Origin of the sequence: Bradyrhizobium acaciae (assembly GCF_020889785.1) — a bacterium.
Taxonomy (GTDB): Bacteria; Pseudomonadota; Alphaproteobacteria; order Rhizobiales; family Xanthobacteraceae; genus Bradyrhizobium; species Bradyrhizobium acaciae.
The window spans coordinates 1-19,200 of record NZ_JACMYK010000139.1; the positions used below are offsets into that span (position 1 = coordinate 1).

Genomic DNA, 19,200 nt, shown 5'->3' on the forward strand with positions numbered 1-19,200 from the left:
CGCCGGCATCGCCGGGCGTGCGTGGCTTCCGCGACATCACCGCCGATGCCGACGATCTCGGACGTGCCGCGGCGCAAGCCAGCCGCAACGCGCGCAAGACCTACGCTAACGTGCCGTCGCCCTCGCCGGAATTCGACCGGCTCGAGCCGAGCCTGGAGAACCGCGGCGGCGATCCCGAGGCTCCCTACTCCTACGACGAGTCGGTCGAGGAGGCGGAGCGCTACACGCCGCAGCCGCCCCAGGCTCCGCCGCCGCAACGGTCGCGGGTCGGCAATGCCGAGCGCGCGCCGAAGCAGCCGCGCGTCGGGTCGATGTTCCCGTTCAAGACGGCGATCGTGATCGGCATCCTGCTGATCCTGGTCGGCACTGGAATCCTGTTTCGGCAGCAGGCCACGACCCTTGTCAGCAGCCTGTTCAAATCCTCCGCCCCCGTCGAGGCGCCGAAGGATGCCGCGGCGACGCCTTCGAGCAAGAAGATCACCGACCGCGTCGGTCAGCCCTCGTCGTCGGGCGAGCCGGTCGCTCCGGTGGCGCAGCGCGTGGTGCTCTATGACGAGGACCCGTCGGATCCGAAGGGTAAGCAATATGTCGGTTCGGTGGTCTGGCGCACCGAGCAGGTCAAGGGCTCGGGCAACCAGAAGCCCGACATCGCCGTGCGCGCCGACATCGACATCCCCGATCGCAAGTTCAAGATGACGATGTCGTTCCGCCGCAACACCGACACGTCGCTGCCGGCGAGCCACACCGCGGAATTGACCTTCATCCTGCCGCAGGACTTCGCCAATGGCGGCGTCGGCAACGTACCGGGCATCCTGATGAAATCCAATGAGCAGGCGCGCGGCACCCCGCTGGCCGGCCTTGCGGTCAAGGTCACCGACGGCTTCTTCCTGGTCGGCCTCTCCAACGTCGATGCCGACCGCTCCCGCAATCTGCAGCTCCTGAAGGAGCGCTCCTGGTTCGACGTGCCGCTGGTCTATACCAACCAGCGCCGCGCCATCATCGCGATCGAAAAGGGCGCCCCCGGCGAGCGGGCCTTCAACGACGCGTTCGCCGCGTGGGGTGAGTAGCGAGCCTCGCCCTCATCTCCTGCACGATGTCGTCGCCGGCTCCGTCCGAGCGCTTCCGTATCGCAGCGACGTCAGCGGCATCGCGTTATTGCAGCGCATTCGACGCAGAGCCCCGGAACATTGCCGGGCGCTGTCGATTTTCCCTAGAACCGTCGCGTGACTGCGTTACACTTGGCCGACGTTGGGCAAGGGCACGCCATGAAGCGCTATCTGATCTTCGCAGCCATCGGGCCGTTCATCGGCGGCTTCCTGCTGTTGCTCATGACCACCTATCAGTCCGGCTACTGGACCGAGACCAATGGCGGCGAGGTGACGAAGCTGTTCGTCGTGTTCGCGAAGTCGCTGCAATACAATTATCTGTTCGGCATCGTGCCGTCGCTGATGTTCGCCGCCGTCGACGACATCCTGATGCATGTGCGGCGGATCTCGCCGACGCTGCGGATGCTGCTGGTCGGAGCGGTAGCGTTCGTCGGCGCGGCGCTGACCTACGCCTCGCACGGCTCCGAGAGCGGCGCGGTGCAGTTCATCCTGTACGGGCTGGTCGGTTTCATCCCGGGCGTCATCACGTCCTGGCTGGCTCACAAATATGCCGAAGAGCTGCATGCGCCGGCGGAGCCGGCGTCACAGCATTAGAGCCGTTACGCTAACTTTATCAACGCATTAGACGCTGGCCGCAAGCCGGCGCGCCGTCCTTCATGCAACTGTCATACAGACGTCATGCAAACGTAGTCCCAATGTCACATGGCCGCTTTTGTCCTCCCGCGGCTATGAGGGCATTTACATGAGCGATTTGGCGTTACCTGGTTCGATCGAGCCTGCGCGGCGTGGCGGGCCCGATCTCGAGAAGGGCTTTCATCCTCTCACCGGCATCATCTATCTGGGCATCATCGGCGCCGCGCTGCTGTTCGTGGCCTACAGCATTTATGCGGACGTCGGTGCGACGGGCCCCGGCAAGACCTCCTATGCCGCGTTCCTGCTGCTGTTCGTTGCGCTGCTGATCTCGCTCGGCTTCGAATTCGTCAACGGCTTTCACGACACGGCGAACGCCGTCGCAACCGTGATCTACACCCGTTCGATGCCGGCCCACATTGCCGTGGTCTGGTCAGGCCTGTTCAATCTGATCGGCGTCCTTCTATCCAGCGGCGCCGTTGCGTTCGGCATCGTCTCGCTGTTGCCGGTCGAGTTGATCCTCCAGGTCGGCAGCAGCGCCGGTTTCGCAATGGTGTTTGCGTTGCTGATCGCCGCGATCATCTGGAACGTGGGGACCTGGTATTTTGGACTGCCTGCCTCGAGCTCGCACACCCTGATCGGATCAATCATGGGCGTCGGCATTGCGAACGCCCTGATGCACGGACGGGAAGGGACCTCAGGCGTGGATTGGTCGCAGGCCGTCAACACCGGCAAGGCGCTGCTGCTGTCGCCGCTGTTCGGATTCATGCTGGCTGCGATCCTGCTCTACGGGCTGAAGCGCGCATTGTTGCGCGCAACGCCGGCGCTGTTCGGCGAGCCGAAAGGCGATCAGCCGCCGCCGTGGTGGATTCGAGGCATCCTGATCCTGACCTGTACCCTGGTCAGCTTCTTTCACGGATCGAACGACGGTCAAAAAGGCATGGGTCTCATCATGCTCATCCTGATCGGCGTGGTCCCGACCGCCTACGCACTCAACCGCGCGATGCCTGCGAGCCAGATCGATGCGTTCACCGCGAATTCGGTTGCGGCGAGCAAGGTCGTCGAGGACAAGGGCGCCGATCGCAAGATCACGGGCAATCCGCGTCCGGCGGTGACCAACTACATCGCGCTTCGGCAACTCACCGACGATACCTATCCCTCACTCGCCGTTCTCGTCCGCGAGATCAGCGACCAGGTCACCCAATACGGTTCGCTGGCAAAATTCCCGGCCGAGACCGTCGGCAACACGCGTAACGACATGTATCTGGTGTCGGAGGCGCTGCGCCTGCTGATGAAGAGCAGCGACAGCGGGCTGAACGATACCGATGTTGCGACACTCAATCGCTACAAGGGCTCGCTCGATGCCGCCACCAAATTCATTCCGTCATGGGTGAAGATTGCGGTCGCCATCGCGCTCGGCCTCGGCACCATGGTCGGCTGGAAGCGGATCGTCGTGACGGTGGGTGAGAAGATCGGCAAGACCCATCTGACCTACGCGCAGGGTGCCTGCGCCGAGATCACGGCGGCTGCGACCATCGCTGCTGCCGACGGATACGGCTTGCCGGTCTCGACGACGCATGTGTTGTCGTCCGGTATCGCAGGCACCATGACCGCGAACGGGTCCGGCCTGCAATGGTCGACAATCCGTAACATCGCCATGGCATGGGTCCTGACCTTGCCGGTGGCGATGCTGATCTCGGGTACGCTCTACTTTGTTTTCGCGCATTTATTCTAGCCGGCGCACGGACAGCCGAGACGTCTGCGTCCGGATTCGGGGAAAGGAATTCATAGTGGCCGATGCAAGCTTCAGCCTTCTGACGGGCAACGATATCGAAACGCGGCTGGTGCGGGCCGGTGGCGTCATTTTTCGCGAGGGCGAGCAGGCCAACGAGTTGTTCGTGATCAAGAGCGGCTATGTGCGCATCCAGGTCGGCAACAAGACCATGGCGGAGCTGGCGCCCGACACGATCTTCGGCGAAATGGCGTTGATCGACAACGAGCCGAGGAGCGCGACTGCGACAGCGCTGACCGATGTCGAACTGGTCCCGGTCTCGGAAAAGCAGTTTCTCTTCCTCGTCGGCCAGACGCCGCATTTTGCCCTGAAGGTGATGAGGACGCTGGCCCAGCGGCTCAGGACCATGAACAAGGGCGTGTACTAAAGCGCGATGAGATTGGGTTGGTGTGGAGCGGCGCCGATCCTTCACCTCTCCCTTGGGAGAGGTCGATTTGCGCAGCAAATCGGGTGAGGGGTTACGGTCTATCGAGGGAGCACGAGCCCTCACCCGGATTGCTCTGGACGATGCTTCGCATCGCCAAGCGCAATCCGACCTCTCTCCAACGGGGAGAGGTGAACCGCATCCGTGGCCAAACCGATTCAACTTAGCTTCATGACGCGCCAGACGAACGCGAAGGTAACGGACCTTCAACGTGACACAGTGGTAATGTGACGCAACTTGAACCGCCTGCCTGCGTTACCATGTGATGGCCATGCCCGAGGACGACATCTTCACCCCCCACGCCACGCGATCGCGGCCGCCCTTCGGCGGCGCGCAGGCGCGCAGCAAGGTCATCGATCAGGACGGGCGCGAGCTCCCCGATGGGCCGCTGCATCCGCAGTTCCAAGGCTTTCAGCAAGGCTTCCAGTTCGACTTCCGCAACTCGACCGCCAATCCGTTCGGCAATCTGACCCGCGAGCAGCGGCTTCAGCGGCTGGAGATGATCGCAAAGCTGCTCGACGTCGCCTTCGTCGTGCCGGGCACCAATGTCCGCTACGGCATCGACGGCCTGATCGGCCTGATCCCCGTGATCGGCGATATCATCACGACAGCGATCTCGCTGTGGCTGGTGCGCGAGGCCCGTCTGCTGGGCGCGCCTGGCACATCACCGCGCGGATGCTGGCCAATGTCGCCGTCGACGGCGTGGTCGGCATGGTGCCGGTGGCAGGCGATGCCTTCGACGTCATGTTCCGCGCCAATATCCGCAATGTGCGGATGCTGCGGCGCTGGCTCGACAAGCAGCCGAGGCGCGAATAATCCGGAAAAGCACGCAGCGGCTTTCCGATCGGATTGTTCGCGAAAGAGACTCCCCAAAACAAAAGCCCCCGGATCGGTCCGAGGGCTTTTCGTTAAGCGAGGGCTAGAAAAGCTTATGCGGCGTCGGCGTCGGTCTGGGCCGGCTCGGCGCGCGGACGGCGCGGCAGCGGGAAGCCTTCGCTCTCATACAGCGAGCGGATGCCGTTCTGGTCGAAACGGGCTTCCTCGACCTGGAGATAGGCCCCGTTCAGCGAGTCGGCCGGCAGCTCTTCCATCGCAAAGCGCACGGCTTCGGCGGCAGTGCCGAAACGGCGATAGGCGAAGCCAGCCCGCTTCTTCTTGCGGATCGCGGCAGGGAACAGTTCGGCGGACGTATTATAGTTGAACGGACGCAGGGGACGCATGGTCGACGACCTCTTGTGTTCTTGGCATAGAGCGGCGAAAGGGATTTTTGGGGACGGCGGCCTGTATTCGGCGGCGCACCGTACATGTCATTTCGATCCCTAATATAGGCCTCTTTGACAAAAATGCGACCCCAGAAGCGGCCCGGGCAGAGCACATGCTGAATCCGCGCATGGCACCGCGCGCGGTCAAATAAGTCTATTTATTTCAATAACTTATGACCGTCAAATCTTGTCGAGCCAGGCCAGGATCGCGACCACGATCAAAATCACCCCGAAAAGGCCCATTCCGGAGTGGCCGAGCCCATAGCCATAGCCGCGGATCCGGCCGCTATAGCCGCCCAGCAGGATAACCAGCAGAACGATGATGAGGATCAGTCCAAGCGACATGGCGCCCTCCTCAGAACAGGCGGCAGCCGCACGGCGAGACGCCTACGGCCCCGCAGGTTCCAAGCAAAGCATATTCCGGGGCGCGAGTCGTTAACTTCGTCGTCATTCCCGGACGATGCGCAGCATCGAACCCTCAGGTGCGCAATCGCGCACCGAGAATCTCGAGATCCCCCGATGCGCAATTGCGTATCTGAGGTTCAGTCCTGCGGACTGCTCCGGGATGACGGCTTCGCCGTCACTTCCTGCTTTCGTCGATCGGAAGCACCTTCAGCGGGGTCGGGTAGGGCTCGACCCGCAGCGAGTCGCTGGCGATCAGGCCGATCTTGTGCAGCGGTGCCTGTTCGAGATCGCCTGAGGCGGATTTGTGGACCGCGTACTGCCAGACGCTCATCGAGCCCTTGGCGACCAGCATCCTGGCGATGCCGCCGGCGTTCTGGCCCTCGACCTGCGCGAGGTCGGCATCGGTCAGGCCGATGACGATCTCGTCCTTCGCGGTAATCACCTTGAACAGCGAGATCTTGTCGGCGGCGGACGCAGGCCCGCTGACCGCGCTTGCCATGATGACGCTGGCAAGACCGAGACCGAACAAGAGCTTTCCAGAAATCGGTGACATCAAAATTTCCTTATGTTGAAGCGCGCGGAAGCACGGCCGCGCCAAAACAAAACCCCGCGCGACCGGTTCTTGGTCGCGCGGGGCGGAGCAAACGTTCGACGGATCGGGCCGATTATTCAGTTCGGCCGGTCACAGGCGGGTCGAGCCCCGCGTCTGGCGGTCGCTACTTCTTCTCGTCGAGCTTCAGCGCCGCCGAGTTGATGCAGTAGCGCAGGCCGGTCGGGCCGGGGCCGTCGTTGAAGACGTGGCCGAGATGGCCGTCGCATTTCGAGCACAGCACCTCGGTGCGGATCATGCCGTGGCTCATGTCACGCTCCTCGTCGACATGGCTCTCGACCGCGGGCTTGGAGAAGCTCGGCCAGCCGCAACCGGAATCGAACTTCTGGTCGGACTCGAACAGCGTCTGCCCGCAGCCGGCGCAGACATAGGTGCCCTTGCGGGGATCATGCTCGTATTCGCCGGTGAAGGGCCGCTCGGTCGCCTTTTCCCGCAGCACTGCATACTGCATCGGCGTCAATTCCTTGCGCCACTCGGCCTCGCTCTTGCGGACCTTGCCGTCGGTTTTGGTATCGGACATTCAACCTCCTTTGCGAGATGCTCAGTTGGTGACCTTGCTGCTGCTCACCAGCGTCGGCTTCTCGATGTAATTCTCCGCGAAGATCTTCTTCAGGTTCTCGACCTTCGGGATGTCGTTATACGCAATATAGGGCTGGTTCGGGTGCAGCGTCAGATAGTCCTGGTGGTAGCCCTCCGCCGGGTAGAACGCCTCCAGCGCGCCGACCTTGGTGACGATCGGCTTGTTGTAGACCTTGGCGGCGTTGAGCTGGGCGATATAGGCGTCCGCCACCTTCTTCTGCTCGTCGCTGGTGGTGAAGATCGCCGAGCGATATTGCGTGCCGGAGTCGGGGCCCTGGCGGTTCAGCTGGGTCGGGTCGTGCACGACGGAGAAGAAGATCTGCAGGATCTTGCCGTAGGAGATCTTCTGCGGATCGTACTTGATCTCGACCGACTCGGCGTGGCCGGTGGTGCCGGTCGACACCTTCTCGTAGTCGGCGTTCGCCTTGCTGCCGCCGGAGTAGCCCGACACCGCGCTGACCACACCGGCCGTGTGCTGGAACACGCCCTGCACACCCCAGAAGCAGCCGCCGGCGAGCACCGCGGTCTTGATGCCGGTCTCCGGTGCGCTTGCGGCAGGCGGCGGGATGATCACGGCGTCCTCGGCGGCAAGCGAGGGCGCAACGGCGAAAGCGGCAACGGCCAGCGCGCCGATCGCGGCGGCGCAGAGCGAGACGCGGCTGAGGGAGCTCTTGGGCATGGGTTCCTCGTGGGATCGCAATTGGGGGCCAGTCTAGAGTGGGAGCCGGCATTGGCAAATCGGGCCGGGCTGCTCCGACGCTTCAAAATACGGGTGAGGGGCCGTTTTGTTACGGCGCCGGCCACACGGTTTCGTGAGGGAAATGCCGGTTATTCAGGCGTGTAGGCCGTCATCCTGAGGTGCGAGCGGAGCGAGCCTCGAAGGATCGACGGCCACCGGCCGGGCCGTGCATCCTTCGAGACGCCGCTTTGCGGCTCCTCAGGATGACGGGTCTATCGAGGCGCGGGACCTCACACCACCACGCTGAGCCGCTTCGCCGCCCGCGTGATGCCCGTGTACAGCCACCGTGCCCGCGAGTCCTGGAACGCAAAGCTCTCGTCGAACAGCACGACGTCGTCCCATTGCGAGCCCTGCGATTTGTGCACGGTCAGCACATAGCCGTAGTCGAACTCGTCATAGGGCTTGCGCTGCTCCCACGGCACGCCCTCGACGCCGCCGTCGAAGCATTCGCCGCGCACCGAGACTTTTGTGACCTTGTAGCCGAAATCCTCGTCCGGCATCACGCGCATGGTGATGATCTTGGATTTCGACTGCGCGCGCGCCTTGACCCGCCACAGCCCGCCGTTGAACAGGCCCTTCTTGCGGTTGTTGCGCAGGCAGACCAGCTTGTCGCCGGCAACGGGAAGGGGATCCTCGAGGTTCAGCCGCTGCCGCACCCGCATGTTGTAGGCGCGGCGGGTGTTGTTGCGGCCGACCAGCACCTGGTCGGCGCTCATCACACGGTCCGGATCGAGCTCCTTGCGCGACACCACCTCGCTCTCGCCATGGCGGCCGATCTCGAGCTCGCGGCCTTCGCGGATATCCATCGACATCCGCACGATCGGATCGTCCTGCGCCTGGCGATGCACCTCGGTCAGCATCGCGTCCGGCTCGGCATCGGTGAAGAAGCCGCCGCCCTGGATCGGCGGCAATTGCGCGGGATCGCCGAGCACCAGCAGCGGGCAGTCGAACGACATCAGGTCGCGGCCGAGCTCGGCATCGACCATCGAGCATTCGTCGATCACGATCAGCTTGGCCTTCGAGGCCGGCGCGTCGTCCCAGAGTTCAAAGCTCGGCTGCTCGACGCCGGACTCGCGGGCGCGGTAGATCAGCGAGTGAATCGTCGACGCGCTGTCGCAGCCCTTGTTGCGCATCACCAGCGCCGCCTTGCCGGTGAAGGCTGCGAACTTCACCTCTCCGTCGACACCCTCGGCGATGTGCTGGGCGAGCGTGGTCTTGCCGGTTCCGGCATAGCCGAACAGGCGGAACACCGGCGGCGTGCCGTTCTTGCCCGGCTTGGCTTTCAGCCAATCGGCGACGGCTTTCAGCGCGGAATCCTGGTGCGGCGTAAAGGTGGTCATGAGGCTTTCGGAGGAAGGAGCGCGCGACCGATAGCGCCGCGACTCACACCAGCACAAGCTAAACATTCATGCGTTCCAGGCAAGCCGCCTCCCGCTGCACGGAATTGGAGTTTCGCCTCCGAGGCTGGACTTGGTCTGCCCCCTCACTAGACTGACCGAAAACAACAAATGGTCGGGGACGGACCTTGGGAGTGATGACGCCATGAAATTCGGCATCTTTTACGAGCTGCAACTGCCGCGCCCCTGGAACGACGGCGACGAGCTCCGCCTCTACCAGAACGCGCTGACCCAATTGGAGACCGCCGACCGGCTCAACTACGATTACGCCTGGGTCGTCGAGCATCACTTCCTCGAGGAATATTCGCACTCGCCGGCGCCGGAATCCTTCCTCGCCGCCGCGAGCCAGCGCACCAGGAACATCCGGCTCGGCCACGGCATCTTCCAGCTCACCACCAATCATCCCGCGCGCGTCGCCGAGCGGATCGCGGTGCTCGATCTGCTCAGCAACGGACGCTGCGAGTTCGGCATGGGCGAGAGCGCCTCGATCACCGAGCTGACGCCGTTCGGCCGCGACATGGAGACCAAGCGCGAGGTGTTCGAGGAGGCGGTCAGCGCGATCTTCCCGATGTTCACCAAGGTCGGCACCGAACATCATGGCAAGTATTTCGACATACCCTTGCGCAACGTCGTGCCGAAGCCGGTGCAGAAGCCGCATCCGCCGCTCTGGATGGCGTGCTCGCAACTGCCGACGATCGAACGCGCCGGGCAGAACGGTTTCGGCGCGCTTGGCTTCCAGTTCGTCAGCGCCGAAGCGGCCCATGCCTGGGTGCATGCCTACTACAACGCGATCACCAAGCGGCTGAACAAGCTCGCCGACTACGAGATCAATCCCAACATGGCGCTGGTCTCGTTCTTCATGTGCGCCGAGACCGATGAAGAGGCGCGCCGGCGCGCCGACGGCGCGACCTTCTTCCAGTTCGCGCTGCGCTATTACGGCCAGGCACAGAACCGGCAGCGCCCGGCACCCGGCACCGTCAACATGTGGGACGAGTACAACAAGTGGAAGCGCGAGAATCCGGAGGCGCAGGAAGCCGCGCTGCGCGGCGGCCTGATCGGCTCGCCGGAGACCTTGCGCAAGAAGCTGCGGCGCTTCCGCGCCTCGCATATCGACCAGGTGATCCTGCTCAACCAGGCCGGCAAGAACACCCATGAGCACATCTGTGAATCGCTCGAGTTGTTCGGGAAAGAGGTGATGCCCGAGTTCCAGCACGATCCCGAGCACGATGCCTGGAAGAAGGGGGTGCTTGACGGCTCGATCCAGCTCGAGGAGATCGACACCCAGGCGTTCTCGGACCGTTATGGTAAACTTGCGGTCAATGTCGGCCCGAAGACCGCAGCCGCAGGCTGATGAATTAATGTGCAGCGACCTCGCAATCGCGTGAAGAAAATAATTCGCTACGTGCGACCTGCGCCTTGAACGAAACGGCACGCGCGATGCCTGCACCGAAGGGCAGGCATCGCTATTTTTGTGCAGTGCTCGACAGCTTCATTCGCGCCCCCCATCATCCTGACAACGCATGATCGCGGGTTGAGAAACGCGCTTGATCGTCAGGAGAGTCTTGGAATGAAGCGTCGTGAGTTCCTCCAGCTGTCGCTCGTCACAGCCGCCGCCGCGGCGCTGTCACGGGGCGCGCAGGCCCAGGCGGACACGAAGGAAATTCGTATCGGCTACCAGAAGAACGGCGTGCTCGTTATCACGCGCCAGCGCGAAGCTTTGGAAAATCATTTCAGGCCGCAGGGCATCAGCGTGAAATGGGTCGAATTCTCCTCGGGCCCGCCGATGATGGAAGCGATGAATGTCGGCAGCGTCGACTACGGCGCGGTCGGCGATTCCCCGCCGATCTTCGCGCAGGCTGCAGGTGCCGCCATCGTCTACGCCGCCGCTCAGCCGATCATCAACGGGTCGGGCATCCTGGTGCCGCAGAATTCGGCAATCACTGATATCGCCGGTCTCAAGGGCAAGCGTGTCGGCTTCACCAAGGGATCCAGCGCACATAACGTCGTGATTCAGACGCTGGAGAAGGCCGGGCTGACCTATGACGACATCACGCCGGTCTATCTGACGCCGCCGGACGCCGGTCCCGCGTTTGCCAATGGCGGTATCGACGCCTGGGCGATCTGGGATCCGTACTTCGCGATCGCCGAGACCAAACAGAACGGCCGGATCCTGATCAACACCCGCGAGGTCACCAAGACCAACGCGTTTTACATCGCCAATCGCGACTTCGCGAACAAGCACAGCGCGCTTCTGCAGCAGATCGTCGATGTCACGACGTCGACGGCGAAATGGGCCGAGGCGCATCCCGATGACGTCGCGAAATCGTTGGCCGCCGTCACCGGCGTGCCGCTCGACATCCAGACCATTGCGGCGCGGCGGGCCGGCTTCTCGGTCGGTCCCGTCACCGATGACGTGATTGCAACCCAGCAGGGCGTCGCCGACCGCTTCTTCAAGCTCGGCCTGATCCCGAAGCAGATCGTGATCCGCGACATCGTCTGGCGCAACACCCAGACCTGATCGGCGCGCGTTTGGTCAATTCAATGCAGAGGATATTCCCATGACGCGTTTATTTCGACGGTGGATTGCCCGCGCAGTGCTGTCGGTCAGCATCGTCGCTGCGAGCGTCGGCGCATCCTATGGCCAGGACAAGGTGGTCCGCATCGGCTTCCAGAAATACGGCAAGCTGGTGCTGCTCAAGAGCAAGGGCTCGCTCGAGCAGAAGCTGAAATCGGTCGGCTACTCGGTGGTCTGGACCGAGTTTCCGTCCGGGCCGCCGCTGCTCGAAGCGCTCAATGTCGGTGCGATCGATTTCGGCAACACCGGCGAGGCGCCGCCGATCTTCGCGCAGGCCGCCGGCGCGCCGCTGCAGTATGTCGCCTATGAGCCGCCGGCGCCGAAAGGCGAGGCGATCCTGGTGCCGAAGGACAGCCCGATCAAGTCGGTCACCGACCTCAGGGGCAAGAAGGTCGCGCTCAACAAGGGCTCCAACGTTCATTATCTCCTGGTGAAGGCGCTGGAGAAAGCCGGCGTCAAATATTCCGAGATCGAGCCGGTGTTCCTGGCCCCGGCTGATGCGCGTGCGGCGTTCGAGCGCGGCGCGGTCGATGCCTGGGTGATCTGGGATCCGTTCCAGGCCGCGGCGGAGGCTGCGACCGGCGCACGCACCATCGCCGACGGCACCGGCGTCGTCGCCAACTATCAGTTCTATTTCGCCTCGAAGAAGTTCCTGCAGACCGATCCGAAGATCGTCGAGCTCGTGCTGGCGCAGCTCAGTGAAGTCGATGACTGGGCCAAGGGCGACATCCACGCCGTCGCCGAGCAGCTGGCGCCGAGCATCGGCCTCTCCGTGCCGGTGGTCGAGGTCGCGCTGAAGCGGCAGGCCTACGGCATCAAGCCGGTCACCGACAGCGTGATCGCGGATCAGCAGCAGGTCGCCGACACGTTCTTTGCGCTCGGCCTGATCCCCAAACAAATCAAGATTTCCGACGTCGCATGGAGGCCGGGCACGTGAGCACCCCAACCAACGCCAACATCCTCTGGTTCCTGCCGACCCACGGCGACAGCCGCTATCTCGGCACGTCGATCGGCGGCCGCGAGGTGAACTTCAATTATCTGCGCCAGATCGCGCAGGCTGCCGACCAGCTCGGCTATTACGGCGTGCTGCTGCCGACGGGACGGAGCTGCGAGGACTCCTGGGTGGTGGCATCGGCCGTCGCGCCCTGGACCGAGCGCCTGCGCTATCTCGTGGCGGTCAGGCCCGGCCTGCAATCGCCGAGCGTCGCCGCGCGCATGACCGCGACGCTGGACCGGCTGTCGAACGGCCGTCTCTTGATCAACGTCGTCACCGGCGGCGATCCGGTCGAGAACAAGGGCGACGGTATCTTCCTCGACCATGACGAGCGCTATGCGGTGACCCGCGAGTTCCTCAACGTCTACAGCGATCTCTTGGCCGGCAAGACGGTCAATGTCGAAGGCAAGCACATCCAGATCGAGGACGGCCGCCTGCTGTTCAATCCGGTGCAATCGCCGCGGCCGCCGCTGTATTTCGGCGGCTCGTCGGACGCCGGCATCGACGTCGCGGTCGACACCGTCGACAAATATCTGACCTGGGGCGAGCCGCCGGCGCAGGTCGCCGAGAAGATCGCCAAGGTCAAGGCCGTGGCCGCGCAGCGCGGCCGCAAGCTCTCGTTCGGCATCCGCCTGCATGTGATCGTGCGCGAGACCAACGCCGAGGCGTGGCGCGCCGCCGATGAGCTGATCCAGTACGTCACAGACGATACCATCGCTGCCGCGCAAAAGATCTTTTCGCGGATGGACTCGGTCGGCCAGCAGCGCATGGCGCAGCTGCATGGCGGCCGCCGCGACCAGCTCGAGATCAGCCCCAACCTCTGGGCCGGCGTCGGCCTGGTGCGCGGCGGCGCGGGCACCGCGCTGGTCGGCGATCCCCAGACGGTCGCGGCGCGGATCAAGGAGTACCAGGACGTCGGCGTCGATACCTTCATCATGTCGGGTTACCCGCATCTCGAGGAAGCCTACCGCTTCGCCGAGCTGGTGTTCCCGCTGCTGTCGCTGGCGCAGCCCGGCAACGTGGCGCCGATCCGCGTCAACACCGGGCCGTTCGGCGAAACCATCGGCAACGATTACCGTCCGCAGAAGCAGGCATCGCAATCATGAGCTTGATCGATTCACTCCCGCGGGTCGGTGCACCCAAATTGCCCAAGGTCGACGGCCTGATCCCCTGGATCGTGCCTTTGGCGATCGTGCTGATCTGGCAGCTTGCCTGCGTCACCGGCTACGTACCGTCTCGCGTCCTGCCGGCGCCGACCGACGTCGCGCTGGCGGGATGGAAACTGCTGCTGTCAGGCGAGCTGGTCCGCAACATCTGGGTCAGCTTCTGGCGTGCCTCGATCGGCTTTGTGATCGGCGGCGGCATCGGCTTTGCGTTCGGCCTTGCCAACGGTCTGTCGCAACTGTCGGCCAAGCTCACCGACACCACGCTGCAGATGGTGCGCAACATCCCGCATCTGGCGCTGATCCCGCTGGTCATCCTGTGGTTCGGCATCGACGAGTCGGCAAAGCTCTTTCTCGTCGCACTCGGCGTGTTCTTCCCGATCTATCTCAACACGCTGCACGGCATCCGCACGGTCGATCCGCAGCTGATCGAGATGGGCCGCATCTATGGGATGACCGACGGCGAGCTGTTCCGCCGGGTGATCTTCCCGGGTGCGCTGCCCTCGATCTTCGTCGGCCTGCGCTTTGCGCTCGGCATCATGTGGCTAACGCTGATTGTCGCCGAGACCATCGCAGCGTCGTCGGGCCTCGGCTACATGGCGATGCAGGCGCGCGAGTTCATGCTGATCGACGTCGTCGTGCTCTCGATCCTGATCTACGCCTTGCTCGGCAAGCTCGCCGACAGCGCCTCGCGGGCGCTGGAGCGATTGACCCTGTCGTGGCACCCGGCTTTCCAGAAGAAGTGAGAATGAGCATGCAAGAAGCGCTTCGTTTCCAGTCCGTTGACGCCGAGCCGATCGACCGCGCCGACATCGTCGTGCAGGCGCGGCAGTTGCGGCGGGGATCGGAGGGCGCGACCCGCGGGCTGTCGCTGACCATTCGCGGCTTGCGCAAGTCGTTCGGCGACAATGAGGTGCTGCGCGGCATCGACCTGCATATCCCCTCCGGCCAGTTCGTCGCGATCGTCGGCCGCAGCGGCTGCGGCAAGAGCACGCTGCTGCGGCTGGTCGCAGGGCTCGACGCGCCGACCGCAGGCAGCATCGCGTTCGGCGAACAGCCCCGGGCACAGGACGTCCGCGTCATGTTCCAGGAGCCGCGCCTGCTGCCCTGGGCGCGGGTGCTGTCCAATGTCGAGGTGGGGCTGGGCCGTGAGCGCTCGTCTGCCGACGCGCAGGCGCGTGCCGAGCGTGCGCTGGTCGAGGTCGGCCTTGGCGACAAGCGCGGCGAATGGCCGGCGGTGCTGTCGGGCGGCCAGAAGCAGCGCGTGGCGCTGGCGCGGGCGCTGGTCAGCCAGCCGCGCGTGCTGGCGTTCGACGAGCCGCTCGGCGCGCTTGATGCGCTGACTCGCATTTCGATGCAGCAATTGCTGGAGCGGGTCTGGCGCGACCAGGGCTTCACCGCGATCCTGGTGACGCACGACGTCGCCGAGGCGGTCGCGCTCGCCGACCGCGTGCTGGTGATCGAGGACGGCCGCATCGCGCAGGATGTCACGATCGATCTGCCGCGGCCGCGCCGGCGCGGCTCGGCCGAGCTTGCCGCGCTCGAAGGCGAGATCCTGAAGCATCTGCTCGAAGGCAGCGAAGATACCCAGTGAGGTCGCCATGAATTCCCTCGTCCGCAATGTTTCGATCGCATCAGCGGTTGCGGCTGCTGAGTTTCGCGGCGCGATGCGTCACCTCACCGGCGGCGTCAGCGTCATCACGGCCGGGCGTGGAAAGGACATCTCGGGCATGACGGTGACATCGGTGTCGTCGCTGTCGGTCGAGCCGCCGTCGCTGATCGTGAGTATCAACCGCGCGGCCTCGTCGTGGCCGCTGATCGCGCGCCATGGCGCGTTCGGTGTCAACATCCTGACTGCGGATCAGCTCGACATCGCCGAGCGCTTTACCGGCAAGGGCGGCCTGAAGGGCGCCGACCGGTTCGCTGGTGCCGAATGGACCACGCGCGCGTCAGGCGCGCCGTTGCTGGTCGGAGCGCTGGCTGCGATCGACTGTGAGGTCGAAGAGATCATCGAACGGCATTCGCACGCGATCGTCATCGGCCGCGTGCTCGACGTGATCGCATCGGAACGCACCGCTGCGCTCGCCTATTGGCACGGCGAATATGTCGCGATCGACCATGACGAAGACGCCGCGCGGCTGGCCGAGGTCAGCCTGCCGTCGCGTCACGTCCATCCCCGGGGCGTGCGCTAGGGCGGGACAGGATTAGGTCGGGTAGCGACCGCGGCGGCATTGCGCTCCCTCGCCCCGCTCTTGCGGGGAGAGGGTTGGTGAGGGGCTCTTTCCGCGCACCCGACGATGACCGCATTTGCGGAGGCTCCCCCTCACCCGGAATGCATCTGACGATGCATTCCGACCTCTCCCCGCACGCGGGGCGAGGTGAAGCGGAGTCCGACGCTCGAAGTCGAAGCCTAGCGCGGCGGTTGTCCGGATTCGGCCTCTAGAAGACTGCGCTCAGCGACGCCGGGCTGTCGATGATTACGTTGCTGCCGCGGACGCCGGCCCACACGGCCTGGATGGTCTGAGCCGCATTGCTGAGCGGAATGCCGACGACGAGCGTGGTCGGGATGCGGCCAAAGCTCGACGGGGTGTCGTTATAGGTGAAGCTCGCGACCACCGGCGAGACCTTGCCATTGATGGTGACGCCGAACATGCCGCCTGGGATATCGGTGCCGGTAGCGTAGGGATTCGGAACGTTGAGCGTAATGATTGCGGTGGTGCCGACGCCCTCCGGGATCGTCAGGCTGAGCCCTTGTATCGGCGTGAAAGTGCCGGAGTTGGTGGACAGGGTGCCGCTGGTCTGCGCGTAAAGGGCCATATCACTCTCCAGTTGTCGAAATATAAAAACGCAATATGAGATTGAATAAGGCAATTGGCTGCGAGATTCAAGCGATCAGCGGCGAAGGCGGCCGGCGCGGCATGTTGGCCGTGGCGCTGGCGCAGCAAGCGCACTAAAAGCCGCGGATGTATTGGAGACGTGACGGTTCGATGAAGCGCGTGGCAACCTGGCTGTTCTATCTCGTCGGTGCGGTCGCCGTCGCCTATCTCGCGCTTTATGCCTATGTGACGTTCACCGGCCGCGAGATCACACCGGGCGACCCGATCCGGATCTTCCGCAAGCCCGACGCACCCAGCTATTCGTAAGGCAGGGCTGGCGGCGGGATTGCTCCGCCGCCTCTTTTTCTCTCAGCCGGCGCTCGCCATGCGCTGGTAGTCGGGAGCGCCATTGCCGGCCGGGGTGATCGGGATGCCGCCGTCGGCATATTCGTTCAGCTTGTTGCGCAGCGTGCGGATCGAGATGCCGAGGATGTTGGCGGCATGGGTGCGGTTGCCGAGGCAGTGCTTCAGCGTTTCCAGGATCAGGTCGCGTTCGACGTCGGCAACGGTGCGGCCGACAAGCGCGCGGGTGACCTGTTCGGCGGCCAGCGTGGCGTGCGCCACCGCGGGGGCGGTCTTGGCGAGGTCGAGACGGTCGCCATCGGGGGTGAGGATCGCGTCGGGACCGATCTCGTCGCCCTGCGCCATCAGGACCGAGCGGTGGATGGTGTTCTCGAGCTCGCGGACGTTGCCCTGCCAGCGGTTCGCGGTCAGGACGCGGCGGGCATCCGTCGAGATCGGGCGGACCGGAAGGCCGTTGGCCTCGGCATATTTCTTGGCGAAATGCTGCGCCAGTTCGAGGATGTCGGCCGGACGATCGCGCAGCGGCGGGATCTTCAAATTGACGACGTTGAGGCGGAACAGCAGGTCCTCGCGGAACGTACCCTCGCGCACCGCCTCCGATAGATTGCGGTTCGAGGTCGCGATGATGCGGATGTCGACCGGGACCGGCTTGGTGCCGCCGACGCGGTCGATCACGCGCTCCTGGATCGCGCGCAGCAGTTTCGATTGAAGCCGCACGTCCATCTCGGAGATTTCGTCGAGCAGCAGCGTGCCGCCGGTCGCCTCCTCGAATTTGCCGATGCGGCGCGCCACCGCGCCGGTGAAGGCGCCCTTCTCATGGCCGAACAGTTCGGATTCCAGGAGGTGCTCCGGGATCGCCGCGCAGTTGATCGAGATGAACGGCCGCTTGGCGCGGGCCGAGCGGGAATGGACGTAGCGCGCCAGCACTTCCTTGCCGGTGCCGGACTCGCCGGTGATCATGACCGATGCGTCCGAGCCCGCGATCTGCTGCGCCAGCTTGATCACCCGGCCCATCGCCTCGTCGCGCCAGATCAGGTCGCGCGCGTCGTTGGCGACGGCTGCGAGCACCGCTGCGATCAGCTCGGGGTCGGGCGGCAGCGGGATGTATTCCTTGGCGCCGGCATGGATCGCGGCGACCGCGGCGCGGGCGTCGTTGGAGATGCCGCAGGCGACGATCGGAACGTGGATATGTTCGGCCTCGAGCCGCATCACGAGGTCGCGGATGTCGAGGTTGACATCGACCAGCAGCAGGTCGGCGCCCTTGCCGCCGCGCAGCACACCCATCGCCTGTTCGGCGGCCTCGGCGTGGGTTACCGAGGCGCCGTTATCCATCGCGATCTTGGTCGCGGTCGTGAGCTGGCCCTTCAGGGTGCCAACGATGAGAAGCCGCATGATGATCTCCTGTTCGTCTGGTCGCGCAGGTTCCGCGCGTTACCGCCAAATTCGTTTAAGAGCGTTCTGCCTTGATGATTTCGGTCATGGTCACGCCGAGCTTGTCTTCCACCAGCACCACTTCACCACGCGCAACCAGGCGGTTGTTGACGTAGATGTCGATCGCCTCGCCGACGCGGCGGTCGAGTTCGAGCACGGTGCCCGGTCCGAGCTTCAGGAGGTCGCCGACGTCCATCTTGGAGCGGCCGAGGACGGCCGAGACCTGCACCGGAACGTCGAACACGGCCTCGAGATCGGCCGCGATCCGCGCGGCATTTTCGTCCTCGTTGTAGCCGATGTCGTCGATGCTCGGCGCATCAGCGGCGTTGAGATCGGGAAGCGGGACTTGGGTGTCGGTGTCGCTCATGGTTCAGCCCTCAATGCCCTTCAGCCGGCCTGGCCGCGGGACGCCAGATAGCGCCCGACGAGTTCGTTGATCTTGCCTTCGATCGCAGCGCGCTCCAGCACGACGCCGCCATCGGCCCATTCGATCCGGCAGTCGCCCGTTGCAATGGTCGGCTCGGCCAGGATCACCAGCCGGCCCTGGAAGCCGGAATGCGCCGCCATCTGCTCGATATTGTGATGCGCCGCCTCGTAGAGCGCGTCGTTGATGCGGACCACCAGATGCGGGGTCGCCACCAGATGCGAGAAGCAGTCGGAGACCAGCGCGGTGATCTCGCCGAGCGGCTCGCGCGCCACCAGCTCGTTGCAGAGCTTGCGGGCTACCGCGACCGCGACATCCACCGCCTCGGTCTCCATCCGCGTCTCGATGCCGGCGAAGCGCGCCGCGATGCCCTTGATCGCGGTGCCGATCTCTTCCAGCGCCTGAGCCGCGCGGCGGTCGCTCTCGACCTTGGCTTCGCGCAGCGCGGCCTCATAGCCGGCGCGATAGGCCCGCGCCTCGGCGTCGGCGA

General features: G+C 64.5%; 22 protein-coding genes and 1 pseudogene. 13 read left to right on the plus strand and 10 right to left on the minus strand.

What is annotated here, in order from left to right; all coding sequences use genetic code 11:
- The 5 genes and pseudogenes from H8A92_RS33085 to H8A92_RS33105 all read left to right on the plus strand — a co-directional run.
- The coding region (locus H8A92_RS33085) for a hypothetical protein (RefSeq protein ID WP_229199584.1) at positions 1 to 1,067 on the plus strand (1,067 nt) is incomplete at its 5' end.
- A 198-nt stretch (positions 1,068 to 1,265) separates the two neighbouring features.
- Positions 1,266 to 1,700, plus strand: a complete 435-nt coding sequence (locus H8A92_RS33090) for a DUF5413 family protein (protein ID WP_229199585.1) — start codon at positions 1,266 to 1,268, stop codon at positions 1,698 to 1,700.
- Between the two features lie 148 nt (positions 1,701 to 1,848).
- Positions 1,849 to 3,471, plus strand: a complete 1,623-nt coding sequence (locus H8A92_RS33095; RefSeq protein WP_229199586.1) for an inorganic phosphate transporter — start codon at positions 1,849 to 1,851, stop codon at positions 3,469 to 3,471.
- A gap of 55 nt (positions 3,472 to 3,526) precedes the next feature.
- Positions 3,527 to 3,895 carry a Crp/Fnr family transcriptional regulator gene (locus H8A92_RS33100; protein WP_229199587.1) on the plus strand — a complete coding sequence of 123 codons (369 nt, stop codon included), beginning with the start codon at positions 3,527 to 3,529 and terminating at the stop codon, positions 3,893 to 3,895.
- A gap of 322 nt (positions 3,896 to 4,217) precedes the next feature.
- Positions 4,218 to 4,768: pseudogene (locus H8A92_RS33105) on the plus strand (DUF4112 domain-containing protein).
- 113 nt (positions 4,769 to 4,881) lie between these two features.
- On the opposite strand, the gene H8A92_RS33110 reads toward H8A92_RS33105, so the two are convergent.
- The 6 genes from H8A92_RS33110 to H8A92_RS33135 all read right to left on the minus strand — a co-directional run bounded on the left by H8A92_RS33110 (position 4,882) and on the right by H8A92_RS33135 (position 8,887).
- Complete coding sequence (locus tag H8A92_RS33110) at positions 4,882 to 5,172, minus strand: hypothetical protein (protein ID WP_163153617.1); 291 nt, start codon at positions 5,170 to 5,172, stop codon at positions 4,882 to 4,884.
- A 222-nt stretch (positions 5,173 to 5,394) separates the two neighbouring features.
- Positions 5,395 to 5,559, minus strand: a complete 165-nt coding sequence (locus H8A92_RS33115) for a DUF3309 family protein (protein ID WP_163153619.1) — start codon at positions 5,557 to 5,559, stop codon at positions 5,395 to 5,397.
- 235 nt (positions 5,560 to 5,794) lie between these two features.
- Positions 5,795 to 6,172, minus strand: a complete 378-nt coding sequence (locus H8A92_RS33120; RefSeq protein WP_229199588.1) for a hypothetical protein — start codon at positions 6,170 to 6,172, stop codon at positions 5,795 to 5,797.
- Positions 6,173 to 6,335: 163 nt separating this feature from the next.
- Entirely contained in the window at positions 6,336 to 6,749 is a 414-nt protein-coding gene (msrB, locus tag H8A92_RS33125; RefSeq protein ID WP_057017314.1) for a peptide-methionine (R)-S-oxide reductase MsrB, read from the minus strand.
- A gap of 21 nt (positions 6,750 to 6,770) precedes the next feature.
- Positions 6,771 to 7,487 carry a peptide-methionine (S)-S-oxide reductase MsrA gene (gene msrA / locus H8A92_RS33130; protein WP_229199589.1) on the minus strand — a complete coding sequence of 239 codons (717 nt, stop codon included), beginning with the start codon at positions 7,485 to 7,487 and terminating at the stop codon, positions 6,771 to 6,773.
- A 290-nt stretch (positions 7,488 to 7,777) separates the two neighbouring features.
- Entirely contained in the window at positions 7,778 to 8,887 is a 1,110-nt protein-coding gene (locus H8A92_RS33135; protein WP_229199590.1) for an ATP-dependent DNA helicase, read from the minus strand.
- 202 nt (positions 8,888 to 9,089) lie between these two features.
- Between H8A92_RS33135 and H8A92_RS33140 the strand changes: the two genes are divergently transcribed.
- The 7 genes from H8A92_RS33140 (at position 9,090) to H8A92_RS33170 (ending at position 15,868) form a co-directional block, all read left to right on the plus strand.
- Positions 9,090 to 10,295 (plus strand): LLM class flavin-dependent oxidoreductase, encoded by a 1,206-nt coding sequence (locus H8A92_RS33140; RefSeq protein ID WP_229199591.1) that lies wholly within the window; start codon positions 9,090 to 9,092, stop codon positions 10,293 to 10,295.
- A 216-nt stretch (positions 10,296 to 10,511) separates the two neighbouring features.
- Positions 10,512 to 11,462, plus strand: a complete 951-nt coding sequence (locus H8A92_RS33145; protein ID WP_229199592.1) for an aliphatic sulfonate ABC transporter substrate-binding protein — start codon at positions 10,512 to 10,514, stop codon at positions 11,460 to 11,462.
- Between the two features lie 40 nt (positions 11,463 to 11,502).
- Complete coding sequence (locus H8A92_RS33150; protein WP_229199593.1) at positions 11,503 to 12,456, plus strand: sulfonate ABC transporter substrate-binding protein; 954 nt, start codon at positions 11,503 to 11,505, stop codon at positions 12,454 to 12,456.
- Positions 12,438 to 13,619: an FMNH2-dependent alkanesulfonate monooxygenase gene (gene ssuD, locus H8A92_RS33155; protein ID WP_229199594.1), complete on the plus strand. Its 1,182-nt coding sequence runs from the start codon at positions 12,438 to 12,440 to the stop codon at positions 13,617 to 13,619. Before H8A92_RS33150 ends, ssuD begins: the two co-directional genes overlap by 19 nt.
- Entirely contained in the window at positions 13,616 to 14,422 is an 807-nt protein-coding gene (locus tag H8A92_RS33160) for an ABC transporter permease subunit (RefSeq protein ID WP_229199595.1), read from the plus strand. Before ssuD ends, H8A92_RS33160 begins: the two co-directional genes overlap by 4 nt.
- A gap of 8 nt (positions 14,423 to 14,430) precedes the next feature.
- A complete protein-coding gene (locus H8A92_RS33165; protein ID WP_229199601.1) occupies positions 14,431 to 15,270 on the plus strand; it encodes an ATP-binding cassette domain-containing protein in 840 nt (279 codons plus the stop codon).
- Between the two features lie 7 nt (positions 15,271 to 15,277).
- Positions 15,278 to 15,868: a flavin reductase family protein gene (locus tag H8A92_RS33170; RefSeq protein WP_229199596.1), complete on the plus strand. Its 591-nt coding sequence runs from the start codon at positions 15,278 to 15,280 to the stop codon at positions 15,866 to 15,868.
- A 247-nt stretch (positions 15,869 to 16,115) separates the two neighbouring features.
- On the opposite strand, the gene H8A92_RS33175 is transcribed toward H8A92_RS33170, so the two are convergent.
- Positions 16,116 to 16,493 (minus strand): hypothetical protein, encoded by a 378-nt coding sequence (locus tag H8A92_RS33175; RefSeq protein ID WP_229199597.1) that lies wholly within the window; start codon positions 16,491 to 16,493, stop codon positions 16,116 to 16,118.
- 170 nt (positions 16,494 to 16,663) lie between these two features.
- On the opposite strand from H8A92_RS33175, the gene H8A92_RS33180 reads away from it, so the two are divergent.
- On the plus strand, positions 16,664 to 16,819 hold the full coding sequence (locus H8A92_RS33180; protein ID WP_165445668.1) for a hypothetical protein: 156 nt from the start codon (positions 16,664 to 16,666) through the stop codon (positions 16,817 to 16,819).
- Positions 16,820 to 16,861: 42 nt separating this feature from the next.
- Here the strand turns inward: H8A92_RS33180 and flbD are convergent, their stop codons facing one another.
- The 3 genes from flbD to H8A92_RS33195 all read right to left on the minus strand — a co-directional run.
- Positions 16,862 to 18,247 (minus strand): sigma-54-dependent transcriptional regulator FlbD, encoded by a 1,386-nt coding sequence (gene flbD, locus H8A92_RS33185; RefSeq protein ID WP_229199598.1) that lies wholly within the window; start codon positions 18,245 to 18,247, stop codon positions 16,862 to 16,864.
- A 55-nt stretch (positions 18,248 to 18,302) separates the two neighbouring features.
- Positions 18,303 to 18,653: a flagellar motor switch protein FliN gene (gene fliN, locus H8A92_RS33190; protein WP_229199599.1), complete on the minus strand. Its 351-nt coding sequence runs from the start codon at positions 18,651 to 18,653 to the stop codon at positions 18,303 to 18,305.
- Between the two features lie 20 nt (positions 18,654 to 18,673).
- Positions 18,674 to 19,200: FliH/SctL family protein (locus H8A92_RS33195; protein WP_229199600.1), on the minus strand; the 527-nt coding region annotated here is incomplete at its 5' end.